We start from the raw sequence: 21140 nt of genomic DNA on the forward strand, positions 1-21140 counted from the left end.
AACATGAGTGGTTATCACGTAGCAGTTGTGGGTGCAACCGGAGCCGTTGGAACCCGGATGTTGAAAATGGTCGCGGAAAGCAAACTACCAATTGCATCCGTTTTGGCACTTGCCAGCAAGCATTCAGAAGGCAAAAAGGTACCGTTTCGCGATGGAACATTAACCGTTCACGAAACAACCGATGATTCATTTAAAGGCATTGACATTGCCTTGTTTTCTGCTGGCGGGTCGGTTTCCAAACGGTTTGCCCCGGCAGCCGTTAAAGCCGGTGCCGTGGTGGTCGATAACACCAGCGCCTTTCGGATGGAACCGGATATTCCGTTAGTTGTGCCGGAAGTAAATCCCGAGGCGCTGCGCCATCATCAAGGTATCATCGCCAACCCTAATTGTTCAACGATTCAGATGGTCACAGCGCTAGAGCCCATTCGTAAGGCATTTGGCTTGAAACAGGTTGTCGTCTCGACCTATCAGGCAGTTTCCGGTGCCGGACAGTCAGCCATGAATGAATTGTTTGATGAAACCCGGGCAGCACTGGATGACAAGCCGCTGGAGCCGAAAATTTTACCGACTGCCGGTGATAAGAAACACTACCCGATCGCCTTCAACGCCTTGCCGCAGATTGATGTTTTCGAACCAGACGGCTACAGTCATGAAGAGTGGAAAATGATTCACGAAACCAAGAAAATCATGGCCGGCGATATGAACAGCGATGCGATTAAAGTCACCGCTACCTGCGTCCGCATTCCGGTTCCCATTGCCCACTCAGAAGAAGTTTACTTCGAAGTGGAAGATAGCAATGCTACCGCTGACGCCATTCGCGCAACGTTAGCAGAGGCGCCCGGCGTGGTTGTTCAAGATGATCCGAGCCAGCAACTTTACCCGCAAGCCAGAAACGCCGTTGGCAGTAAAGAGGTCTTTGTCGGGCGTATTCGCGCCGATGCAGAAAATCCACGCTTCTTCCACATGTGGGATGTTTCCGATAATCTTCTCAAGGGTGCCGCATGGAATTCCATGCAAATTGCGGAGACGATGGATGCGATGGGCTTGATTCAGCCGAAGTAAAAAATATGTTAGGACCGATACCATGTATGGTCGCTGTTTGGCGGCGGGGTGGTGTCGGTTTTTTTAACGTATAAAGGATTATAAACTTTTGAAGAACCATGGACGAAGAATTCGGCCAGTGGTAAAAAAAGAGGTTGCCAAATTTGAATCTTGCGGAGATATTCAAAAAGGTTATCGTTTATTTGTTTGTGAAGGCTGTCGTGACACTAAATGGGTCGCTTTTGCAAAGTAAAAGCGACCCAAAAGCGCTCTGTGCTTCTGAACTTAAAATGATAATCAAATTAGCATAAGGCAGTAATTAAACGTTATTTTTTAAAATTTGGGTTGCATTTTGTTTAGGCTTGCCTTAACTTTGACTTATCAAAAGTAAAGGAAGTGATTTTATGGTCAATGTTAAACTTCGTGGTATTGCAGAAGGTCGCCTTGGGAAGGGATCCATCTTGTCCTCTGGCTCTACTGTGAGCGAGATCGTTAAAGATGTTGCATTCAAAGATGACGACCTGAAACATAACTTGTTTGATGAGAGAACCAATAAGCCACGGCTTCTTTGCCGCGTCTTGATTAACGGAAAATTGGCAACCGTTGATCAACCAGTCAATCCTAATGACGAGGTTATGCTTGCCTCTGTTATGACCTGCGATGGCTAAACGGAAATAAGAATGGCCACCTACAATCAGGTGGCCATTTTTATTTTATAAATATCACATATTTTAAACTTTAGGAGAATAATATGGAATTTAACAATTCACGGTACAATAGACAATTACTCATGCCTCAGGTTGGGGAGCATGGCCAACAATTAATAAACAACTTTAGCGTTGTTAGCGTTGGCGCTGGTGGTGTGAAGTCGCCGCTTCTGTATTATCTAGCAGCTGCTGGCATCGGCAAAATTAAAATTATTGATTTTGATAGGGTAGAGTTAAGCAACCTGAATAGACAGATTCTATATACAACTGAGGACATTGGTGAATATAAAGCCGTAGCCGCTGCCAAGAAGTTAAGATTGCTCAACCCGGACATTGAAATAGAATACTCAGTCGAAAAGGTAACTCCCGACAACATAGATGATCTGTTGGGTGGATTTGATGTGATCCTAGAAGGCGGAGATGGTCCTGAGCAACGATTGATGGTGAATCAGTATGCTGTTGATTATAAAGTTCCAATGGTTCATGTCTCCGCTCAATATGGATATGGTTATGCGTTTACAAGACTAACTGACGATGATCCATGCTTACAATGTGCATTCCCAGATTTGCCTGAAAGCAGAAAAGGTCCTGTAGCTGTTTGGGGCATTGGAACAGGGATTGCCGGGATTATGGGTGCTAATGAAGTCTTAAAGATTGCTTTGAAGGAAGGAGAGCTAGCGCGAGGCTATTTAATGTCCTGCTCAAACTTTCAAAATGATTATTATAAACTTCCTATACCAAAAAATCCGAGGTGTCCAGCCTGTGGTAAGAAAACAAAAGCCTAGAAACAATATACAGTTTGCTGCTTTGCTTTCTTCAGGAATTGATTCCTTTGGGACTGGATCATTCGTTAGTGTCTCAACGGTTTTTTTCTCTACGTACAGTCACGTATCTCCGAGTATTATTGGGATAGGGCTAACCTTATCTGCGATAACAGGGATGATATCATCGCTGCCAGTGGGTTATTTAGCAGATAAATATGGAAGGCTTAAATTGTTTTCAATTTCATATTTTTTAAGAGGCGTGGGTGCACTATGCTGGCTGTTTATAAGTGGCAATCTTCAATTCTTAATATATATGTCCTTATTTGGAATTATAGATAGATCTGCTGCTTCTTTAACTAGAAGTCTAATAATTTCGCCTTTATCCAAAAGAGACGCGACAGTTTTAATGGGTAAAATGATGTTGCCAACAAACATTGGATATGGTCTAGGAGCTGGATTTAGTTTTTTATTGCTCGCTATAAATTGGGGATTAATGCCAACTGTGATTACAAATTCCCTGTCTTTTTTGCTGGTGATTTTTTTATACAGAACGGCATTGAAAGGTGTAGCTGTAACGTCTGGTAAGGTTTTAAAAAAGCCAATATCTATAAAGGTGATAAAGTCTGCATTGGCAAATAAGTTTAGAAGATTGCTTATCATGGAGAATTTCCTGTTTTCTTTTCATAGGACTTTATTGAGTGTGTATGTTCCATTAATAGTTGTCATGTACTTTAAAAACTATAGTTGGCTATCACCGATGGCCTTTATTATTAATACAGTGGTTATTTCCTTATTTCAAGGGAAGGTAAACACCTGGGCCGCTGAAAATAGAAGGTATGATAGGCTATGGGTTATATCAGGCGTAATAATAGCAGCTTCATTCCTTGTCACGTCCGTAACAACCGTAATGCATATTGATACTCTCATCTTTATGGCTTTGTTAATGTTAATAGTCAGTCAAGTCTTAGCCGAGTTATTTAGCAGTGCTGCCTTAGCGATGTACATGGTGATTTATAGTCGTTCTGAATCCTTAACCACTGACTTGAGTGCTATAAATTTGGGGGGGACAGTTGCAGAACATTTTAGGCCCAACAATGTTTGGTAGCGCAGCAGTGTCATCTAACGGCCTCATATCCTTTCTTATGTTTACTCTAACCGCAGCGGTATCAGCACATGCGTATATGTATCGAGGGTTAAATAAAGAGGAGCTAAAAGATGAACTTTGATGGTGAAGATAAGAGATGGGACGAATACTACAAAAGAGAATGGAATGATAAACGTAAGCCATTGCCTATAGAGAAGATCATAAAGAAGGCTGTTCCTAAACAAAATGCAGGGCTTTATGTTGGACTTGGTACGGGCAGAAATGTTTTTCCTTTATTGAAAGAAGGCTGGAATGTGTATGCCTGTGATATTGCTCACACCAGTATAAAGAATGCCAAAGAAAATTATCCACAATATGCTACTCATTTTGACTATGGAAGCTACACTGAAGCCTTTCCCCATATAAAAGCATTTGATTATACGATTTGTAGTGAGGTCCTGGTCAATGGGAACTTTCCAAATGTCGTAGAAAGATTTCGACTTTTAAAAGACAGGCTCACCAAAGAGGGTTTCTTGATTTTTGAGCTTCCTGCGATAGGCACGGATATATGGCCTAATTGGAAAAGTTTGTCTATGTCAAAAAATGGCAGCTTAAAATTAAAATATAGGGCAGACGTACCTAATAAGCTATATTTGTCCTTTCAAGACATATGCCATTTATTGGAGAATGCCGGTTTTAAAATAGTATACGGGCCTAAACCCGTTAACTCTGAGAGGTCGAGGTACCCTGGCGGACTTATAAGAGACTGGTTAGGCATAGCTCAAAATGTTTCTTTAACATAGCAGTTGCTCAACAACATGCCAGTTTGTTGAAATGATCTTCATTAATTTCAACTATCAATTTATTCGCACTTTTTTGCTAGCCAATATTTTCATCGATGCCTGTCTCATTGGTGGTGTGATGATTTTACGCGGGAAGTGGCAATTCGCATTCGCATTGACGCCTTATCTTTTCATCGAGGCAGGAATTATTCTACTCGTGGCATGGCGGGCACAGCGCAGAGTTTTGGCAACGCTGGATCGCGGACTTTAAGAGCTAGCGCGCATTTAGTAACTGACAAGAGAGGAAAAAGGTACATGATTGAAGTGAAAGGACTTACGAAAAAGTTTGCCCAGCGAATGATCTTTGAAAATGTCAATTGTCAGCTGGTACAAGGTAAAAGCTATGCCATTATTGGTAAAAGTGGTACAGGGAAGACGACTTTTCTGAATATTCTCGGTGGTTTGGAAACCGCCACGGCAGGCACCGTTATGGTGGATGATCAGCCGGTTTCAACCAAAAATCTACCGCAACTGCGGCGGGATAAATTCGGCTTCATTTTTCAGAATTTTGGATTAGTCGATAAGGAGACTGTTGCCTATAATCTGAAAATCGGCTTAGCCAATCAGCGGCTTTCACGTCAAGAACAAACCGTCGCTATGAAAGAAGTTTTGCAGCAGTTGGGGTTGGCAAACGTTGACCTGAAGCAACGCATCTTTACACTTAGCGGCGGCGAGCAGCAGCGACTGGCCTTGGCGCGCTTATTGCTGAAGAAACCGACGATTATTTTCGCCGACGAACCCACCGGCTCACTGGATGCAGCCAATGCCGATGAAGTGACACAGCATCTACTTCATGACTTCGGCGATCAAGCAACGATCATCGTCGCCACGCATACAGCTGAGGTCTGGCGGCACTGCGATTACTTGATTCGAGTCGAAAATTATCGCGTCACCATTACTGAAAATATCGCTAAGGGAGAGAAGCTTGCATGAAAAAGGCCAAAATTTTGAGTGTTACAGTGGCAGCACTGGTCATGGTTGCGGTTGCCGGCATATTGCTGATTCACAACCGGTGGACGGATCGTGTCAATCCATTCGTACCTGAACAAACAAGTTACGCAAAAGTCCCACAAGGAAAACAGCGTTATCGCAATGTCGAGTTGTATACCGCAACGCAGACAAAGCCGACGCTGGTACTGAAAGAAATGACCGGCTATGATCCAGATGGGAAGTATGTAACGGTGAGGCACAAGGGACAGTATGTGAAGCGTGTGACTTATGTGTCAAAAGAGACTTTTGCTAAGAGGACGCAACAGTAATTAGTGACTTAAATACAGAGGAAGCTTTAAGGTCTAAACAAATGATTGACGTAGATTGAGTTGTTATGGAATAATATGGCTACTATTGGCAGACGCACAGCTTTACAAGAAAGAAGGTAGCAGCCATGGCAGTGATTGGGACGATTCTGATATTGCTGTTGGCAGTTCAGGCGTTGGTTATTGTTTTAGCGTTGATCGTTGCTGGGATACAAACGTTACTGTCTTTGTGGCCGTCCACTAAGATGAAGCGACTGCCGTATCACGTGCGTGCTGGTACAATGTTGGCTTCGCTTTTCAACGCTCTTTATAAGGTAGTCATACTTGGATCCGTTATTTGATCTAAGCAAAGTGGAGCTGAGGATGACACCGAAGACGTTAAAGATTGAAGATCTGATAGCTAAATATACGGTTCACCCTGAGGCAAAAGCGCAGTTTGATCAGGGTAAGGTTCGTTTAATGACCGCTTATCAATTTATGAAAGCACGCGAGGCCGGATTGTCGCAAAGAGATCTTGCAGCTGCAGCTGGTGTACCCCAAAGAGAGATTGCCCGAGTTGAGCTAGGCGAGCGCACAAGTCTTGATACTTTGAGCAAAATTGCAGTGGCGCTGGGTAAAACACTTGATGTGACTTTGGTAGATGACTAGACTACAAATTGGTCCATGCAGCGCGCATGGGCTTTTTTGCCGCATTTTTACGATTTATTTTTTGCCCTATATCTAATAATGACGCGGCGAACTCATGGGAAGTGATTAGCGAAGAAACACCAAGATAAATGCCCAAATGGTGATCGGAATCGGATGGCTTGCCGATCAAAATGTATGGTGCGGTATATGAAAATTTCTTAGCAGTAAAAATTATTATTGACACCCCCACAATGCCCGTTATACAATCAACCTCCGCGCTTTTAACCAAATAAATGAAGAGGTGATTCGATATGGTCGAGGTTCATTTTGAAACTGTTCCGCAAAGGCCGGATTCGGTGCTGGTTGTTCAATTTTTTAATGGCGGCATTATCTGGGTACATAATTCCAAACGCCAGTGGGAGCTGACCGGTGGCAAGTTGGAAGCCGGTGAAACCCTTGCCCAAGCGGCGGTGCGTGAGTCGTTTGAAGAATCCGGCGCTGTGATTAAGCCGAGCTCAATCGTGCCGTTGGGTTATTATGTGTTACCAACCGGACACGTCACAGCTGTCGTCCGCGCCGAGGTTGATCGACTGGAGGCGACTCCGGCGTCTTCTGAAACCGACGATCGAAAGTTGTCACTTGAACCGTTGCCTGATGCTGACAGATCGTTTCATGACGATGTTTACTGCCAGATTTTCCGCCATATCGGGTGGCCAGATGAGTAGCCGCCGTTACGGCTTACTGCTGAACGGCTCGTCGGTGGCGGTGATGGCGCTGACGCCGGTGATGAACAAATGGTCGATGTTCACGCTATCGCCACTGGCTGCGAGCTTTTATAATGCACTTATTTCATTGGTGTTGACGCTGATCACGATTGCGATGACCAAAACAAAAATGGTGTGGATTAAGCAGCCAGTTGTCTGGATTTTAGGACTGACGAATTGCCTTGGCATTTTCCTGCAATACCTGAGTCTCTTTTTCCTTGATCCGGTGAGCGTCGGGTTGATCGGACGGTTTTACATTGTCTTCGCCATTTTGCTGTCGGTGCTTATGCTGCATGAAAAATTCGACCGCCGCGAACTGGTGCCGATTCTGCTTTGCATTGCCGGTACCGCACTGGTATCTGACTTCTCAGAAAATGTGAACAACATCATTGGGCTTGTCTGTGCGTTTGGGTACACCTTCAGCTTCGCTTTGACGAATACGTTAGCCAAAAAAGCACTGACTCAGGTTGATGAGAAAATATTACTCTTATACAACCAAGGCACTGCCGTTGTTATTCTCGGATTGATACTGGCTGGAAGCGGCAAGCTCTCTTTTTCACCCAACATGGGCATGGGTGCCGTTGCCATCTCAGCGTTTTGTTCAGGCTTTCTCGGGTTATTACTGTTTTATCGCGGGCTAAAGTTTATCTCGTTTCGCGATGCCAATTTAATCCGAGCCCTTAACCCGATCTTTGTTCTGGTCTACTCGTTGCCATTTTTCACGATTCAAATCACTCCGGCGTTTCTGCTCGGCGGTGCCCTAATTGTGCTTTCGATTGTTTGGATGTCGCTGCCGGTTAAGAAGTCGCAAATTGACTAAAATAGTCATTCATAGTAAGCAATCTGTTCAGGCCTAAATGCAAGATCATTAAACGGCCAAAACATTTGTACGCATCTTGTGGGTTGATTATTTTATCGGGATCGCAGTGAGGTTCATCGAATTAAATTTAGCAAATGGAAATCTTTGCGATTATATAAATGACCTGCAATTCCCGGAAAGTTCGGCAATTGCAGGTCATTTTATGTAGGCTGGAATCCGTATATCGGATTCCAGTAAAGTTATCAAGCGATCTTAACATAGACCTTTTTACCCATAGCATGAGCAATTTCTGCTAATTTATTAAATGAGACGTTATCGCCTCGTTCAATTCGAGCAATCGTTGTCTGTGGTACACCGGCACGTTCTGCTAGGTCAGCTTGTGTGAGGCCTGCCGCTTCCCGTGCGTGGTAAAGTGCCAAGGCGGCCGCCGAGCGTTCCTTGTCTAGTGTATAAGCACTGGCAAATTCTGGGTTCTGGATTTCTTTTTTTAATAATTCATCAATTTTCATGGGTTGAATGCCGTTCCTTTCTGAAATCTATGGATTCTTTATATCATACTCGTGCATATGATATGTATGTATACCGATAGACTTTGACATCTCTTAACTATTCAAATAGGTCTGTTTTGAAGATTGGTGATTTGCATATATTCAAGTTACTTTTTTGTGGAGGTGTCACGCATTCAAAGCCAGTAGTGGATTCAGACAGAGAAAAGGCTAACAATAAGAAATTAGAAAATAATTACAAAATTAAATAATAATTGCATTCTCATTGACAAAAACTCTTGCGAGCGTAAAACCATAACTAACCTTAGTTCATCCGGCCCAACTCACGCTCAGGAGGAGTTTCAATGGACTCAGTCGTATGGCAAACACTAAAGAAGCATCGCGCAGCCTTTATCATCTTGGTGATCTTTACGATGATGAGCACAAGCCTGGTCACCGGCAATACATATCTCGAAGGCAAGTTGCTGGATAGTTTGGTGTATAGTCGCAATCCGCGCCTATTTGCGCTGTTCTTTGGCTTAATGCTGGGCTTTAGCATACTAAGGCTTGTTATTTCCTTTTTCACAAGTCATATTCAGATACTGACCAAACAAAAAACGGAACTTGAGTTAAATCGAAAAATTATTTTTCGACTGTTCACAAAAAATACGCTCAGCATCTTAAAATGGAGTCCGACAACCTTAAGCGCGCGGATCAATGATGATGTGACTGAAATTGTTTCATTTTTCTCCGACACAGTTGTCAGGTTGTGCAGTGTCATCGTGTCGACACTCACCATTACTGCTTATGTTCTTAGTGCGAATGCTGAAATTTTCACCATTATGGTTGTCTTTTTACCGGTTTATTTCCTTATTTACGTTGTTTTTCATCAGAAAATTTACCGTGTGAGTCTAGAAATAAAAGGCAAACAGAATGACTATTATTCGGCCAGAAACGATTTCATTGGCAGATATGTCGAGATTAAGGGCGCAGAAAATCTGCCTAGTGAGGTAGCGCGGCTCGATCAGGTGGGGCACAGTCTTTTTGAGACATTCACCAAAAGTTTTTGGATTCATTATTGGATGTCAACTTGGCAAATCGTCATGCAGTTGGCGTTTCAAACCCTTTTCTTTGTGATCGGCGGCTTGGCAGTCTTAAGAGGCAGTATCACCATCGGCTTTTTTGCGATTATTCTCCAGTACTTCGGGCAGTTACTCAATTCAGTCGATCAGATTTTTAGCATTGCTATTGGCGCTGAAGCATATCGGGCCTCACTTGCGCGGATGGAGCAAATTCTGAACATGGCGGACGATCAAACCGGGATGCAAGATGTTGCGCGGATTCACCGGATTGATGTTGATGCTTTTAACATTGAACGATTTGAGAGAAAATCCGATGCACAGGAACTTTTTTATTCGCGTGATCTATCTTGCTCGTTTAAGACACCGGGGTTATACGTTATTTCTGGGGACAATGGCGTTGGCAAGAGTACATTTGTCCGAACGATGACAGGGATTTACCAGCCAGAGTTGAAGGGCAACATTTCAATTAATGGCATCAAGATGAAGCAAATCGATATGCGGGCATTGCGGAAAAAGGAGATCGGCTTTTCCTTTCAAGATGTCCCGTCTCCGCATATGACGGTTCGCGAATACTTAGCCGGCATGACTCAAAACGACCCTTTATCAATGGTCAAAAGGTCACCGCTTTTTGCAAAAGTGTATGATTCGGACGTGTTTAATCTCCGGAATATTTATGATGAGAAGGTCGATGTGCTATCGAGCGGCGAGTTGCAGTTAGTGCGTCTTTTAGCGGCATTTGGCAAAGAAAATGCGTCCATGTACATCTTGGATGAACCGACTGCCAACATCTATCCGGAGATCCGAGCGGCGGTGATTGGGTTACTCAAAGAACTCGCAAAAAGTAAATTAGTCATTGCGATTACCCATGATGATCATTTGCTTCATGTTGGTACGCCGATTGTGATGCAGTGAGGGTTATGTGAGCTGCATTTGTGGCTAAACTTTCAGCTGATGAATTCCGACGAAGCCCGGCATTGGCATTAAGGCAGTATCTTTTAGCGAGGGTGTCGTTTTTTGAGTACAAAAAAATCCGCGCAGCTTACGGTCTACGCGGATTGGTGATGATTCATGAACAATTCGACAAGATTATTCTAACATGGGTTCATCTAAAAAGCATATTTGTATAGAAACTCGTGACAAAGCCCAGATGGCCGATGCACTCGAAAACGCGTTCGCAGTCGCAGAAATCTACGTGTAAGGACCTTGGTCGCAATGGCCTAAGCCCGGGCCATCACGCCCAAGGCCACTTACACTCCGGTTCCTAACCGCGCCAGTTCACGCTCTGACCCTCTTTCCAGAATCCGCTTGCACAGTATGGTAGAATAGCTAAAGAAATCCTTAAGTATCTGCGCCAAGTGAAAGCGAGTTTTTCTATATGAAGAAATTGTTTGAACGGATTCGTATGCCGGAGTTTTTGGAAGACATGCGGATGCGGTATGCAGCAATTGCGATGGTGGTTCTTGCGGTCATCGGCATTTTGATCGGAGCTTTGATCCGCCCGTGGCTGGCTTTGTTGATGCTGTTGATTTTAATCAGTCTTGTGGCGACGATTTTTTATGCCCTTGAGACCATTGCCAAGAATACGAATCAGTATATTTCGGATCTTAGTTATCGGATTAAGCGCGGGGAACAAGAAGCGCTGATTAAAATGCCGATCGGGATCATGATTTATGATGAGGATCTGAATATTGAGTGGACGAATCCGTTTCTCCAGAAGTATTTTGGCGATACGGATGTGCTGGGGCAGCCACTGGAAAAAGTAGATGCCGAGCTGGCCGAGCTGATTCGCAGTCACGAGGACACTAATGAAACCAAAATGGTGACTTGGGGCCAGCATCAGTTTGAGATTATCGTGCAAAAGAGCATAGGCGTTGTCTATCTGATGGATGTCACACGTTATGCTGAAATTGAAGAGCGCGCCGAAGATGAAAAGATTGCTATCGGGCAGATTTTCATTGATAACTATGATGAAATCACCCAGACGATGGATGATCAGGTTGTCACGAATTTGAATAGTTATGTCACCAACCAGTTGACAGATTGGGCTAACCAATTTGGCATGTTTTTGAAGCGGATCGACAACGATCGCTTTTTCTTACTGGCTTACGCTAAATCGCTAAAGGATGTTGAACGGGATAAGTTCAAGATTCTGGATGTGATTCGGGAAGAAACCTCTAAGCAGAACTATCCATTAACCCTGTCTGTCGGGATTGCTTATGGTGATGAAGATTTAGCCCAACTTGCGGTCACATCGCAGAGCAACCTGGACTTGGCGCTGGGTCGTGGCGGCGATCAGGTTGTGGTTCGGGCTAAAGGTCATGAAGCCCGATTCTATGGCGGTAAAACCAATCCCATGGAGAAGCGGACTCGGGTACGAGCACGCATGGTCGCGCAAGCCTTGCAGGAATTGTTTAAGCAAACCGATAAAGTCTTTGTCGTTGGCCATAAACGGCCGGATATGGATGCCGTCGGGGCAGCGATGGGGATTCGGCGCATTGCTCAGATGAATGGCAAGGAATGTTACATTGTCATCGACCCCGACCACTTGCATTCTGACGTGGAACGGCTGATGGGGCAAGTTGGTCAGGATCCGGAAGTGGCCAATGCCATTGTGACCCCGGAAGCGGCGTTGTCACAGGCAACGGATCAGAGTCTCTTGATTTTGGTTGACCACAGTAAGCCGTCGATTTCAGCCGCGCCTGAGTTGTACAAACGGTTGGCGGCACGAACCGTGATTATTGATCACCATCGCCGCGGGGAAGAGTTCCCGGACAATCCGATGCTGGTTTACATCGAACCATATGCCAGCTCGACGTGTGAGCTGATTGCCGAAATGTTTGAATATCAGCCGACAAATGTTCCAAGCCTGGATAAGCTTGAAGCAACGGCGATGTTAGCTGGGATTACCGTGGATACGAAGTCGTTCAGCTTGCGGACCGGCACGCGGACGTTTGACGCTGCCAGTTATCTGCGTTCCATGGGTGCTGACGGGATGTTGGCGCAGAACCTGTTGAAAGAAAATATCGACAGCTTCATCCAACGCAACCATTTGATTGACACAATTGAAATGATTGCCCCAAATATGGCACTATGTACTGGGGAAGAAGATAAGCGCTATGATCCGGTGATTGCTGCCCAAGCGGCTGATACCATGCTGTCGTTGAATGGTGTCGATGCGAGTTTTGTCATTACCAAACGGCCCAGCGGTGATATCGGTATTTCCGCCCGCTCGACCGGGGATGTGAATGTGCAGGTCATCATGGAAGCCATGGGCGGCGGCGGCCATTTAAGCAATGCGGCCACCCAGATCAAGGGCAAAACTATCGCCGAAGTTCGCACCGACTTACTTGCTCAGATCAAAAAAGCAGACGAAGACGCGTGACGCAATCGTCATAACGCGTTCACCAGCCCAGAAACCTGCGTGTAAGGACCTCAGTCGCAATGGTCAAGGTCGGGCCATCACGCCTGAGGCCACTTACACACCGGTTTCTAACCGGGCTGGCTCACGCTCGACCATAACGCGTTCGCCGGCGCAGGGGTCTGCGTGTAAGGACCTTGGTCGCAATGGCCTAAGACCGGGCCATCACGCCCAAGGCCGCTTACACTCCGACCCCTAAGCGCGCCGGCTCACGCTCAACCATAGAAAGCAGGGATTTTAAATGAAAGTCATCTTTACACAAGACGTTCGTGGTAAGGGTAATCGCGGTCAGGTGAAGGAAGTACCTGACGGCTATGCCGAGAACTTTTTGATTCGCAAGGGTTTGGCTAAGGCGGCCACTCCGCAAGCCATGAGTGCTTTGCGCGGGCAACAGCGGCTTGAAGAGAAAAAAGAAGCTGAGAAGAAGGCTGAGGCTGAAGCGCTTAAAGCCAAGATTGAAGACGACAAGACAGTTGTGCAGATTCAAGCCAAGGCCGGTGAAGATTCCCGGTTGTTCGGTTCGATTCCTAGCAAGCAGATCGCCACGGCGTTGGATCGGCAATATCAGATTAAAGTCGATAAGCGTAAGATCGATTTGAAGCAGCCGATTCGTTCGCTAGGCTTTACCAACGTCCCGGTTAACCTGTTCCCCGGTATCGATGCGCGGATTCGGGTTCACGTGCTTGAGCAGAAGTAGAAAAGGGCCTGTAGATCAGGTTCTAATTAAATAAGTGACAATCAATATGAAAATCGTGCGTTGAAAGTTTAGAGAGCCTGTCTCCCGACTTTTAGCGTGCGTTTTTGAATGCTTCGGAGGTTATGCGTGACAATAGTGGCGAAAAGCGCATAAGGACAGGCTTTTCCAGCATAAAATCAGCAATGTTACGTTAAGCGGGAACGCTTGTTTTGGTCAGCGGTTTAACGTAGACTGTTAAGGATAAGTGCTATCACTTTGCAATAACGAACGTCGAAGTGTTGCATAAGTTCCATGATCGAACAGAAGGAGGACGCGCATGGATAATCAGTTAATTGAACAGCAACCGCCGCATAGTGATGAAGCGGAACGTGCCGTCCTTGGCGGAATTTTTCTGAATGCCGACACATTGCCGGATGCCCAGGAATACGTGACGGCAGATGACTTCTATAAAAAGGCACATCGGCTTTTGTTCCAGGCGATGACGGACTTACAGGACAACGGGACTGCCATTGATACGGTCACTGTAACGGACTATCTGGACAATCACAACCAGTTGGATGACATCGGTGGTGCCGGTTATATTACCGATTTGGTGGCATCAACGCCAATCGCCAGTAACGTGGTTTATTACGCTAAAATTGTGCAGCAAAAGAGCACCTTACGTAAGCTGATTAACACAGCGCAAAATATTGCCAGCCGCAGTTATACCGAGCAAGACGATGTTGAAGGTCTGGTTGAAGATGCCGAACGCCAGATCATGGATGTTTCCGAGAATCGTAACCAAGCCGGATTTAAGCAAATTAAAGATGTTTTGAATCAAGCGATGGCGCAAATCGATCAGCTGTATCAAAATGATCAGACGATTACCGGTTTGCCGACCGGATTCCGCGACCTCGATAAAATCACGACCGGGCTGCATGAAGATGAAATGATTATTTTAGCTGCGCGTCCGGCTGTCGGGAAGACGGCGTTTGCGCTGAATATTGCGCAAAATGTCGGCACCAAAACCGATAAAAGTGTCGCGATTTTCAGTTTGGAAATGGGCGCGGAACAGCTGGTTAACCGGATGTTGTGTTCAGAAGGCAGTATTGATGCCAATCATCTGCGCACCGGCCAATTGAATGAAGAAGAATGGCAGAATCTGATTATTGCCATGGGCAGTTTGAGTAAAGCAAAAATTTATATGGATGATACACCCGGTATCCGGATGGCCGAGATTCGGGCTAAATGCCGGCGACTGGCGCGTGAACAAGGCGACCTGGGGCTTATCATCATTGATTATCTCCAGCTAATTGAAGGTTCTGGCCAGGAAAACCGGCAACAGGAAGTCAGCGCCGTGTCGCGGCAACTCAAGAAGCTGGCAAAAGAATTACACGTGCCGGTCATCGCTTTGTCACAGTTGAGTCGTGGCGTGGAACAGCGGCAAGACAAGCGCCCGGTTTTGAGTGATATTCGTGAATCCGGCTCAATTGAACAGGATGCCGATATTGTTGCTTTCTTGTATCGAGACGATTATTATCGCGATGCGGAAGGCGATGACGATGATGACCAAGGCGGCAGTGACGACGGGGATGATAATGTCGGTGAAGTCGAAGTCATCATTGAGAAGAACCGTTCCGGCCCCCGTGGCACCGTGAAGTTGTTATTCGTCAAATCGTACAATAAATTCACAAATATTGCCTATAATGGACCAGATCAGTAAGCTTTTTGAAAAATGACGTACCAAAATGAGTGACGCAAAATAATGTGTTCGTCAGTCTAGAAACCGGGCTGGCTCATGCTCAACTATAACGCGTTCGCCGGCGCAGGAGTCTGCGTGTAAGGACCTTGGTCGCAATGGCCTAAGACCGGGCCATCACGCCCAAGGCCGCTTACACTCCGACTCCTAAGCGCGCCGGCTCACGCTCAACCATAACGCGTTCGCCAGCCCAGAAACCTGCGTGTAAGGACCTTGGTCGCAATGGCCAAAGACCGGCCATCACGCCCAAGGCCGCTTACACTCCGGTTTCTAACCGGGCTGGCTCACGCTCAAAATAAGAAAGTGAGGGATGCCGCATGGATGCCATTTTAATGAGTTTGATGACAGCGCTCAATGAACACCTGCTGATCAATGTTTACCAGCGTGATACCGATGTTTTTTACACTGGGTATGTGCAGGTTTTGGGTCATGATGCGGTTGTTCTGGGAACCTATAATGATTCGGGCATTGCTGATGGCTGCGCTTTGATTGCCTTTTCAGCGATTGACCAAGTGGAATTTGCCGGCGACGATCTGGATAACATGAATTTTCGGATCGGGTTGGCGCAGTCGGAGCATTTTTTGACGCTTCAAGGTAAAGAAAAGCCGTTTCAATTTGATGCGACTGAGAGCCTGATTTGGCAATTAGCCAAGCAGGCGCAGGCTAGCGAGCAAATGATCATGGTCGTGGTGGCGGATGACGATGCCTATCTTGAAGGTCGGGTCACGGCGGTCGCCGAAGATCGTTTCAGTATGGCCATTTTCAATAAGTTCAATTACACAGATGTTCGGGCGTTGCAAGTCGACTTCTCGGATATTCTGGTCATGGAATTTCATGGCTTAGACCTCAAGTTGGAAACCGAGCTAGTGCGGCACCGCGATCAACTACAGCATGTGCCAACGAAGCTGTTTCAAAATGACGGGCAGCTTGAGGGCGTCTTTCAGAATGCACTGGCGGAGAATCGATTGATTTCGGTTGTGCCAAAAGGGCCGGAAGACCAGTTCTTTGTTGGCCGGGTTAAAGCGGTCAATGATCGGGTCGTGGTGCTGAGTCTGAAGGACATGGCCGGGCAGTTTGGCGGCTATATTCTCATGACACTGCCAAGCATTCAAAATGTGGCGACTGCTTCGGATTACCTGCAGACGATCAGCTTTTATGAACAGTGGGATCAAACGCACCATTTCAGTCAGCAACCGGTCCTAAATGCTGATCGGGAGTTTGATCCGAACGATAATCTGGTTAAGGCGATTATTTCCGAAGCAGCCGGCTTTGAACGGGTTGTCCGGATCAAGGTTGCGGATAGCGACGAGCATTTCCTCGGCTATCCGGAACATGTTGATGAAACTGATTTTGACTTGAAATTGGTGGGTCAAGACAGCGGGGAAACGGTGCGCATTCGCTACGGCCAAATTCGTGAGATTGCATTTGGCCACATTTTCGCGTACTTGCAAGAAGCTCAGTTGAAAAACGCGGATCGTTAGTAGGTATTTCGAGAATTCACAAAAAAGAGCTAGGTGTCGTGCCAAACTGCGCGATCTCCGGCCAGATGGGGCTGGAACGTGGTGGGCACGACTTTGAGCCTCAGCAAACCCGGCTGAGTCTCAAAGTTCGGCCTTGTTGTAGGCGGGGCAAAGGGCGCCCCACCAACAACAATGTCACCACTGAGCCCCATCTGGCCTCCGATTGCTCCGCCTTGGCACTAGAGTCTTTCTCAGTCCGAAAATTTTTAAGCAAAACAAAAGCGCACTTACCATAACGACGGTGAAAGTGCGCTTTTATATTGCAACTATGAGGCTACTTACTAGTCACCGTAAAGACCTCATCCCCCGCCGCGACAGCCTGATCCGTGAAGGCTGTCAGGGAGGCGACGTGATCCATGTTGGTGATGATGGTCATCACGGTGGTTCCTTTGCCGGCTGCCTTGACTGCCGCTAAGTCCATGGTGGCAATTGGCTGACCGGCCTTGACGGTATCCTGGTCGTTGACCTCAATTGAGAACGGTGCGCCGTCAAGCTCAACGGTGTCTAGGCCCATGTGTACCAAAATTTCCAGTCCGGTGGCCGTGGTCATTGTCCAGGCATGCTTGGTTGGCATGACACTGACAATCGTGCCATCCACTGGGGCGACAATTGTCCCACTGGTCGGCTCGACTGCAAAACCGTCGCCCACCATTTTTTGGGAGAAAACGTCATCGGCAACTTCGGATAGATCCTTCAGCTGCCCTGTAGCTGGGGCGACAAAGTTGATCGCTCCGGTTTGAACGGTTGCTGTTTCGGCTTCCTGATCAGCAGTTGGTTGTTCTGGGCTAGGAGCCTCTTCTTGCGAGGCCGTTTCGTCAATGACCGTGCCATCAGCTGCCGTTGCGACCATGGCACTTTTTGGAACGCCAAAGAAGTAGGTGGCCACAAATCCGCCAGCGTAAGAAGCGAGTAAACCAAAGACATACGCCATCCATTGGTGGTTGGCAATCAGCGGGATGAGCGCTGCACCGGAAGGACCGATGGTGATAGCGCCGACGTGGCCAAAAGCACCGACAACTGCGCCGCCAATGCCACCACCGATACAAGCGGTGATGAACGGCCGGCCAAGTGGCAAGCTCACGCCGTAAATCAGCGGTTCGCCGACACCGAGAATGCCGACCGGTAAGGCGCCTTTGATGAGACGGGTCAATTGCTTGTTCTTGCGGCACTTAATCCACAAAGCCAAAGCGGCACCGACTTGGCCGCCGCCAGCCATGGCAAGGATCGGCAACAACGCCGTGAAGCCGGTATTTTTGATCATTTCCAGATGAATCGGTGTGAGAATCTGATGCAATCCCAACATGACCATTGGCAGGAATGCCAGTCCCAAAACAAAGCCAGAGAAGGCACCGCCGACTTGGAGAATCCAGTTGATGGAGCCGACGAGTGAATTAGACACCCATCCGGCAAGCGGCATGATGAAGAAGATTGTCAGCACACCGATGGACAGCAAGCATAACATCGGTGTGAAAATGATATCGATAGAATCAGGAATCACGCGGTGCAGTTGGCCTTCAACGAGCGCAAGCAGCCAAACAGCGAAGATGACGCCGATGATCCCGCCTTGCCCAGCCAATAACGGTTGATGGGTGAAAATATTGTTAATCGTCACTGGCGCCACCACGCCTGGCAGGTAAATCAGTCCGCCGATAATCCCACCAAGACCGGGAGTTGCGCGAAATTCGGTTGCCGCATTGATGCCGACATAGATGTTCAGGAAGGTGAACAGACCGCCGTTGATAACTTTTAGAACGGTAATGAATTGGGTCCAGTCTTTTGGCAGCTGGCCGGCAGCTAGCATGTTTGCTAAAATGCCGGCAATCCCGGAAATCAAGCCAGCGCCGACAAACGCCGGGATTAATGGGATGAAAATGGCCGAAATGTGTTTCAGAGCAGTGCGCCACCAGGTTTGTTTCAGTGAGGCTTTGTGGGCAGCGTGGACCTCGGCTGCCTTGGCTTCGACAGCGGATTTGTTGTCTAGATGGCCATTTCCGGCAACAGCGCTGTCCGGGAATGGATCACCCAAGCCGACACCGACTTTAGCGACCATTGCTTGGGCGACTTTGTTGACCGTTCCGGGACCAACGATGACTTGCAGTGTTTCTTCTTCAACGACGCCGAGAACGCCGGGCACCTTTTTCAGGCCAGCCACGTTGACTTTGGTGTTGTCTTTGATGGTCATCCGCACACGCGTCATACAGTGGATCAGTTTTGCGACGTTTTGTGTGCCGCCGACTTGTGCGTAGATGCCGTCCCCCATGATTTGATATTTATCTTGCCCCATTTTATACTTCCTCCTCCTGACTTAGTGCAACGGCTTTGCTGATGAAGCCGTTTGCACGATTGAGTAATGTTTGTGCGATGGTGCTGGGTTGGTCGGTCAAGATCATGACAATTGCTAATTTAACGTGCCGATTGGCTGCCTCAAAGGCCTTTGCTGCAGTTGCCGCATCACAACCGGTCGCTTGTTGAATGATGCGCTGGCTGCGGACAACCAACTTTTTGTTCGTTGGCTGGACATCGACCATGAGATTCTTGTAAACTTTGCCAATCCCGACCATGGCACCGGTTGAGAGCATGTTTAAAACGAGTTTTTGCGCCGTGCCGGCCTTGAGTCGGGTCGAACCGGTGAGTACTTCCGGACCGGCGGGAACTTCAATGGCGATTTCGGCATGCCGGCTGATTTCTGCGCCGGCATTGCAAGCTAGACTAATCGTTGCGGCGCCGACAGATTGGGCGTAGTCGAGTCCGCCGATCACGTACGGCGTCCGCCCGCTTGCCGCGATGCCGACAACGACATCGTTGGCGGTCAACTTGCGGTCTTCCAGATCCGTTTTGCCAAGCGCCGGTGAGTCTTCGGCTCCTTCAACAGCAACGGTCATGGCTTTCATCCCGCCGGCAATCAGCCCTTGCACCATTTCCGGTGATACGCCAAAGGTTGGTACACATTCGGCAGCATCCAAAACGCCTAGTCGGCCACTGGTGCCTGCGCCGATGTAAAATAAACGGCCATTTTGTTTAAAAGCGGCGGTGATCGTTTGAATTGCCGCTTCAATGGCTGGCAACGCCTGATGAACGCTTGGGGCAACGGTTTGGTCTTCGGCGTTCATCACCGTCGCGAATTCGTGGACGCTCATGGTGTCCAGGTGCATGGTGCGTTGATTACGGGTTTCGGTGGTCATTTGGTCTAAATTGATTGATAAAGTCATCATTTTTCCTCTTTCATTTTTCGTTTTGGCCATTACTGCTTGAAGCGGAGCGCTTGGTGCGGACCAATATGATCAAGCAAAGGCAACGCTGCCGGTGCGACGTGACCGATCACATTGACTTTCGGATCGGCCGGTAAGTCGCAGCGGGTTATTTGGAGTTCGCCAGCGTATCTGCCATAGCGGGTGTTATCAAGGGTAATGCTGCCGCGCGGACGTTCAACGGTGCGATGCGGCTCCGGGGCGGCGAAAATATGCTCAAGGCGGGCTTCTGCCAGTCGCACGACTTGCTGGGCGACATCCGGGCGATTATGCCAGGTCAAATGATATAAGCGCTCATCAGCGGCTTCGGTTTGAATCAAAAGTACCTGGTCGCTCGTATAGGCCTGAAAAGCAGCGATGCTACGCGGGCTGAGTTGCGGGTCGCCGATGTAAACATGGTCAGTTGCCAATTGCTTGAGGTCCAGATAAGCGGCTAGTGGTAGTAAACCGCGATGAGGCTCAAGTGTTGGCAAGCCGGCAAAAAGGGGACCTCGTTGCTGAGCATCGCCAGGAATAAAGGCCATGGTTTTAAAGCCGAGTGTGTGCAACCAGTGATTTTTTTGTTGGAACCAACATGGATCCAAGCCGGTTTCCGGTCGGGGATAGAAATTGTGCCACGCCTCGATATGCCTGAGATTAGCCTTGGCATTGGCCAACTGATCAATGGTTTCGGACGAAAGGGTGCTGGCATTGAGCGCAACCCCCATCGTGTGCGACAGTGCTGCGACCGTGGTCATGTCAATGCCGTCGTCAATGCGCACGCCGTCTAGTTGTAAGGCTTCGATGCCAGAACAGTCCCGCGGCGTAATCCCCAGTCGCTTCAAACTAGCCAGGGAAATGTCTGCCACAACTGCCAAACCTAATTGGTGACAGCTCGTGATTAAGTGGTTTAAACGTTGTCGTAAAGTTTTTGGATCATCTTCCGGTAACTGCAAAGATGTGAATACCCCGGTGAAGCCTGCTTGCTGCATCTGTTTGAGATAAGCTGTTTGTTGTTCATCAGCCGGTTCACTGAGATAGCATGAAAACCCGATCATCCTTATTCCT

21 protein-coding genes and 1 pseudogene are annotated in these 21140 nt (G+C 47.5%); 18 read left to right on the plus strand and 4 right to left on the minus strand.

Going from position 1 to position 21140, the window contains the following annotated elements:
- The first annotated feature begins 3 nt into the window (after positions 1-3).
- From LACPH_RS00515 to LACPH_RS00575, 13 genes and pseudogenes are all read left to right on the plus strand, one after another.
- Entirely contained in the window at positions 4-1062 is a 1059-nt protein-coding gene (locus LACPH_RS00515; RefSeq protein ID WP_274784136.1) for an aspartate-semialdehyde dehydrogenase, read from the plus strand.
- 70 nt (positions 1063-1132) lie between these two features.
- A pseudogene (locus LACPH_RS00520) lies at positions 1133-1282 on the plus strand (transposase zinc-binding domain-containing protein); the annotation flags it as partial.
- Positions 1283-1445: 163 nt separating this feature from the next.
- Entirely contained in the window at positions 1446-1709 is a 264-nt protein-coding gene (locus LACPH_RS00525) for a MoaD/ThiS family protein (protein WP_010490067.1), read from the plus strand.
- Positions 1710-1792: 83 nt separating this feature from the next.
- Positions 1793-2533: a HesA/MoeB/ThiF family protein gene (locus tag LACPH_RS00530; protein ID WP_010490066.1), complete on the plus strand. Its 741-nt coding sequence runs from the start codon at positions 1793-1795 to the stop codon at positions 2531-2533.
- Entirely contained in the window at positions 2511-3617 is a 1107-nt protein-coding gene (locus tag LACPH_RS00535) for an MFS transporter (protein ID WP_306387091.1), read from the plus strand. The genes LACPH_RS00530 and LACPH_RS00535 overlap by 23 nt, the downstream gene beginning before the upstream one ends.
- A gap of 110 nt (positions 3618-3727) precedes the next feature.
- Positions 3728-4399 carry a class I SAM-dependent methyltransferase gene (locus LACPH_RS00540; protein ID WP_049172653.1) on the plus strand — a complete coding sequence of 224 codons (672 nt, stop codon included), beginning with the start codon at positions 3728-3730 and terminating at the stop codon, positions 4397-4399.
- A gap of 31 nt (positions 4400-4430) precedes the next feature.
- On the plus strand, positions 4431-4649 hold the full coding sequence (locus tag LACPH_RS00545) for a hypothetical protein (RefSeq protein ID WP_274784138.1): 219 nt from the start codon (positions 4431-4433) through the stop codon (positions 4647-4649).
- 44 nt (positions 4650-4693) lie between these two features.
- Positions 4694-5371, plus strand: coding sequence for an ATP-binding cassette domain-containing protein (locus LACPH_RS00550; protein WP_306387092.1), 678 nt, complete (start codon positions 4694-4696; stop codon positions 5369-5371).
- On the plus strand, positions 5368-5697 hold the full coding sequence (locus LACPH_RS00555; RefSeq protein ID WP_087911296.1) for a YxeA family protein: 330 nt from the start codon (positions 5368-5370) through the stop codon (positions 5695-5697). The genes LACPH_RS00550 and LACPH_RS00555 overlap by 4 nt, the downstream gene beginning before the upstream one ends.
- A gap of 125 nt (positions 5698-5822) precedes the next feature.
- Positions 5823-6035 (plus strand): hypothetical protein, encoded by a 213-nt coding sequence (locus tag LACPH_RS00560; RefSeq protein ID WP_306387093.1) that lies wholly within the window; start codon positions 5823-5825, stop codon positions 6033-6035.
- Between the two features lie 22 nt (positions 6036-6057).
- Entirely contained in the window at positions 6058-6342 is a 285-nt protein-coding gene (locus tag LACPH_RS00565; protein WP_274784141.1) for a helix-turn-helix domain-containing protein, read from the plus strand.
- 290 nt (positions 6343-6632) lie between these two features.
- Positions 6633-7046: an NUDIX domain-containing protein gene (locus LACPH_RS00570; protein ID WP_274784142.1), complete on the plus strand. Its 414-nt coding sequence runs from the start codon at positions 6633-6635 to the stop codon at positions 7044-7046.
- On the plus strand, positions 7039-7905 hold the full coding sequence (locus LACPH_RS00575; RefSeq protein ID WP_274784143.1) for a DMT family transporter: 867 nt from the start codon (positions 7039-7041) through the stop codon (positions 7903-7905). The genes LACPH_RS00570 and LACPH_RS00575 overlap by 8 nt, the downstream gene beginning before the upstream one ends.
- Before the next feature lie 242 nt (positions 7906-8147).
- Here the strand turns inward: LACPH_RS00575 and LACPH_RS00580 are convergent, their stop codons facing one another.
- On the minus strand, positions 8148-8414 hold the full coding sequence (locus LACPH_RS00580; RefSeq protein ID WP_274784144.1) for a helix-turn-helix domain-containing protein: 267 nt from the start codon (positions 8412-8414) through the stop codon (positions 8148-8150).
- A 341-nt stretch (positions 8415-8755) separates the two neighbouring features.
- Between LACPH_RS00580 and LACPH_RS00585 the strand changes: the two genes are divergently transcribed.
- The 5 genes from LACPH_RS00585 (at position 8756) to LACPH_RS00605 (ending at position 16806) form a co-directional block, all read left to right on the plus strand.
- Complete coding sequence (locus LACPH_RS00585) at positions 8756-10384, plus strand: ATP-binding cassette domain-containing protein (RefSeq protein ID WP_274784145.1); 1629 nt, start codon at positions 8756-8758, stop codon at positions 10382-10384.
- A gap of 463 nt (positions 10385-10847) precedes the next feature.
- A complete protein-coding gene (locus LACPH_RS00590) occupies positions 10848-12854 on the plus strand; it encodes a DHH family phosphoesterase (RefSeq protein WP_274784146.1) in 2007 nt (668 codons plus the stop codon).
- 277 nt (positions 12855-13131) lie between these two features.
- Complete coding sequence (rplI, locus tag LACPH_RS00595) at positions 13132-13587, plus strand: 50S ribosomal protein L9 (protein ID WP_025013877.1); 456 nt, start codon at positions 13132-13134, stop codon at positions 13585-13587.
- Between the two features lie 316 nt (positions 13588-13903).
- The gene (gene dnaB, locus LACPH_RS00600) at positions 13904-15289 is read left to right on the plus strand and encodes a replicative DNA helicase (RefSeq protein WP_010490034.1); all 1386 of its coding nucleotides are present in this window, start codon (positions 13904-13906) and stop codon (positions 15287-15289) included.
- A 353-nt stretch (positions 15290-15642) separates the two neighbouring features.
- Positions 15643-16806 (plus strand): hypothetical protein, encoded by a 1164-nt coding sequence (locus LACPH_RS00605; protein ID WP_306387094.1) that lies wholly within the window; start codon positions 15643-15645, stop codon positions 16804-16806.
- Positions 16807-17119: 313 nt separating this feature from the next.
- Here LACPH_RS00605 and LACPH_RS00610 read toward each other — a convergent pair whose 3' ends face one another.
- Genes LACPH_RS00610 through LACPH_RS00620 form a run of 3 tightly spaced genes read right to left on the minus strand, consistent with a single transcriptional unit; the run spans position 17120 to position 21130 of the window.
- Positions 17120-19129, minus strand: coding sequence for a glucose PTS transporter subunit IIA (locus LACPH_RS00610; RefSeq protein ID WP_274784147.1), 2010 nt, complete (start codon positions 19127-19129; stop codon positions 17120-17122).
- 1 nt (position 19130) lies between these two features.
- Complete coding sequence (gene murQ / locus LACPH_RS00615) at positions 19131-20054, minus strand: N-acetylmuramic acid 6-phosphate etherase (protein ID WP_274784148.1); 924 nt, start codon at positions 20052-20054, stop codon at positions 19131-19133.
- Between the two features lie 32 nt (positions 20055-20086).
- A complete protein-coding gene (locus LACPH_RS00620) occupies positions 20087-21130 on the minus strand; it encodes a DUF871 domain-containing protein (RefSeq protein WP_274784149.1) in 1044 nt (347 codons plus the stop codon).
- Positions 21131-21140 lie beyond the last annotated feature (10 nt).

Origin of the sequence: Lacticaseibacillus parahuelsenbergensis (assembly GCF_030770265.1) — a bacterium.
Taxonomy (GTDB): Bacteria; Bacillota; Bacilli; order Lactobacillales; family Lactobacillaceae; genus Lacticaseibacillus; species Lacticaseibacillus casei.

Excerpts from the sequence above, each read along its gene's own strand:
- LACPH_RS00515 (WP_274784136.1), top strand. The coding sequence starts at position 4 with ATGAGTGGTTATCACGTAGCAGTTGTGGGTGCAACCGGAGCCGTTGGA.
- LACPH_RS00525 (WP_010490067.1), top strand. The coding sequence starts at position 1,446 with ATGGTCAATGTTAAACTTCGTGGTATTGCAGAAGGTCGCCTTGGGAAG.
- LACPH_RS00530 (WP_010490066.1), top strand. The coding sequence starts at position 1,793 with ATGGAATTTAACAATTCACGGTACAATAGACAATTACTCATGCCTCAG.
- LACPH_RS00540 (WP_049172653.1), top strand. The coding sequence starts at position 3,728 with ATGAACTTTGATGGTGAAGATAAGAGATGGGACGAATACTACAAAAGA.
- LACPH_RS00545 (WP_274784138.1), top strand. The coding sequence starts at position 4,431 with ATGATCTTCATTAATTTCAACTATCAATTTATTCGCACTTTTTTGCTA.
- LACPH_RS00550 (WP_306387092.1), top strand. The coding sequence starts at position 4,694 with ATGATTGAAGTGAAAGGACTTACGAAAAAGTTTGCCCAGCGAATGATC.
- LACPH_RS00555 (WP_087911296.1), top strand. The coding sequence starts at position 5,368 with ATGAAAAAGGCCAAAATTTTGAGTGTTACAGTGGCAGCACTGGTCATG.
- LACPH_RS00560 (WP_306387093.1), top strand. The coding sequence starts at position 5,823 with ATGGCAGTGATTGGGACGATTCTGATATTGCTGTTGGCAGTTCAGGCG.
- LACPH_RS00565 (WP_274784141.1), top strand. The coding sequence starts at position 6,058 with ATGACACCGAAGACGTTAAAGATTGAAGATCTGATAGCTAAATATACG.
- LACPH_RS00570 (WP_274784142.1), top strand. The coding sequence starts at position 6,633 with ATGGTCGAGGTTCATTTTGAAACTGTTCCGCAAAGGCCGGATTCGGTG.
- LACPH_RS00575 (WP_274784143.1), top strand. The coding sequence starts at position 7,039 with ATGAGTAGCCGCCGTTACGGCTTACTGCTGAACGGCTCGTCGGTGGCG.
- LACPH_RS00580 (WP_274784144.1), bottom strand. The coding sequence starts at position 8,414 with ATGAAAATTGATGAATTATTAAAAAAAGAAATCCAGAACCCAGAATTT.
- LACPH_RS00585 (WP_274784145.1), top strand. The coding sequence starts at position 8,756 with ATGGACTCAGTCGTATGGCAAACACTAAAGAAGCATCGCGCAGCCTTT.
- LACPH_RS00590 (WP_274784146.1), top strand. The coding sequence starts at position 10,848 with ATGAAGAAATTGTTTGAACGGATTCGTATGCCGGAGTTTTTGGAAGAC.
- rplI (WP_025013877.1), top strand. The coding sequence starts at position 13,132 with ATGAAAGTCATCTTTACACAAGACGTTCGTGGTAAGGGTAATCGCGGT.
- dnaB (WP_010490034.1), top strand. The coding sequence starts at position 13,904 with ATGGATAATCAGTTAATTGAACAGCAACCGCCGCATAGTGATGAAGCG.
- LACPH_RS00605 (WP_306387094.1), top strand. The coding sequence starts at position 15,643 with ATGGATGCCATTTTAATGAGTTTGATGACAGCGCTCAATGAACACCTG.
- LACPH_RS00610 (WP_274784147.1), bottom strand. The coding sequence starts at position 19,129 with ATGGGGCAAGATAAATATCAAATCATGGGGGACGGCATCTACGCACAA.
- murQ (WP_274784148.1), bottom strand. The coding sequence starts at position 20,054 with ATGACTTTATCAATCAATTTAGACCAAATGACCACCGAAACCCGTAAT.
- LACPH_RS00620 (WP_274784149.1), bottom strand. The coding sequence starts at position 21,130 with ATGATCGGGTTTTCATGCTATCTCAGTGAACCGGCTGATGAACAACAA.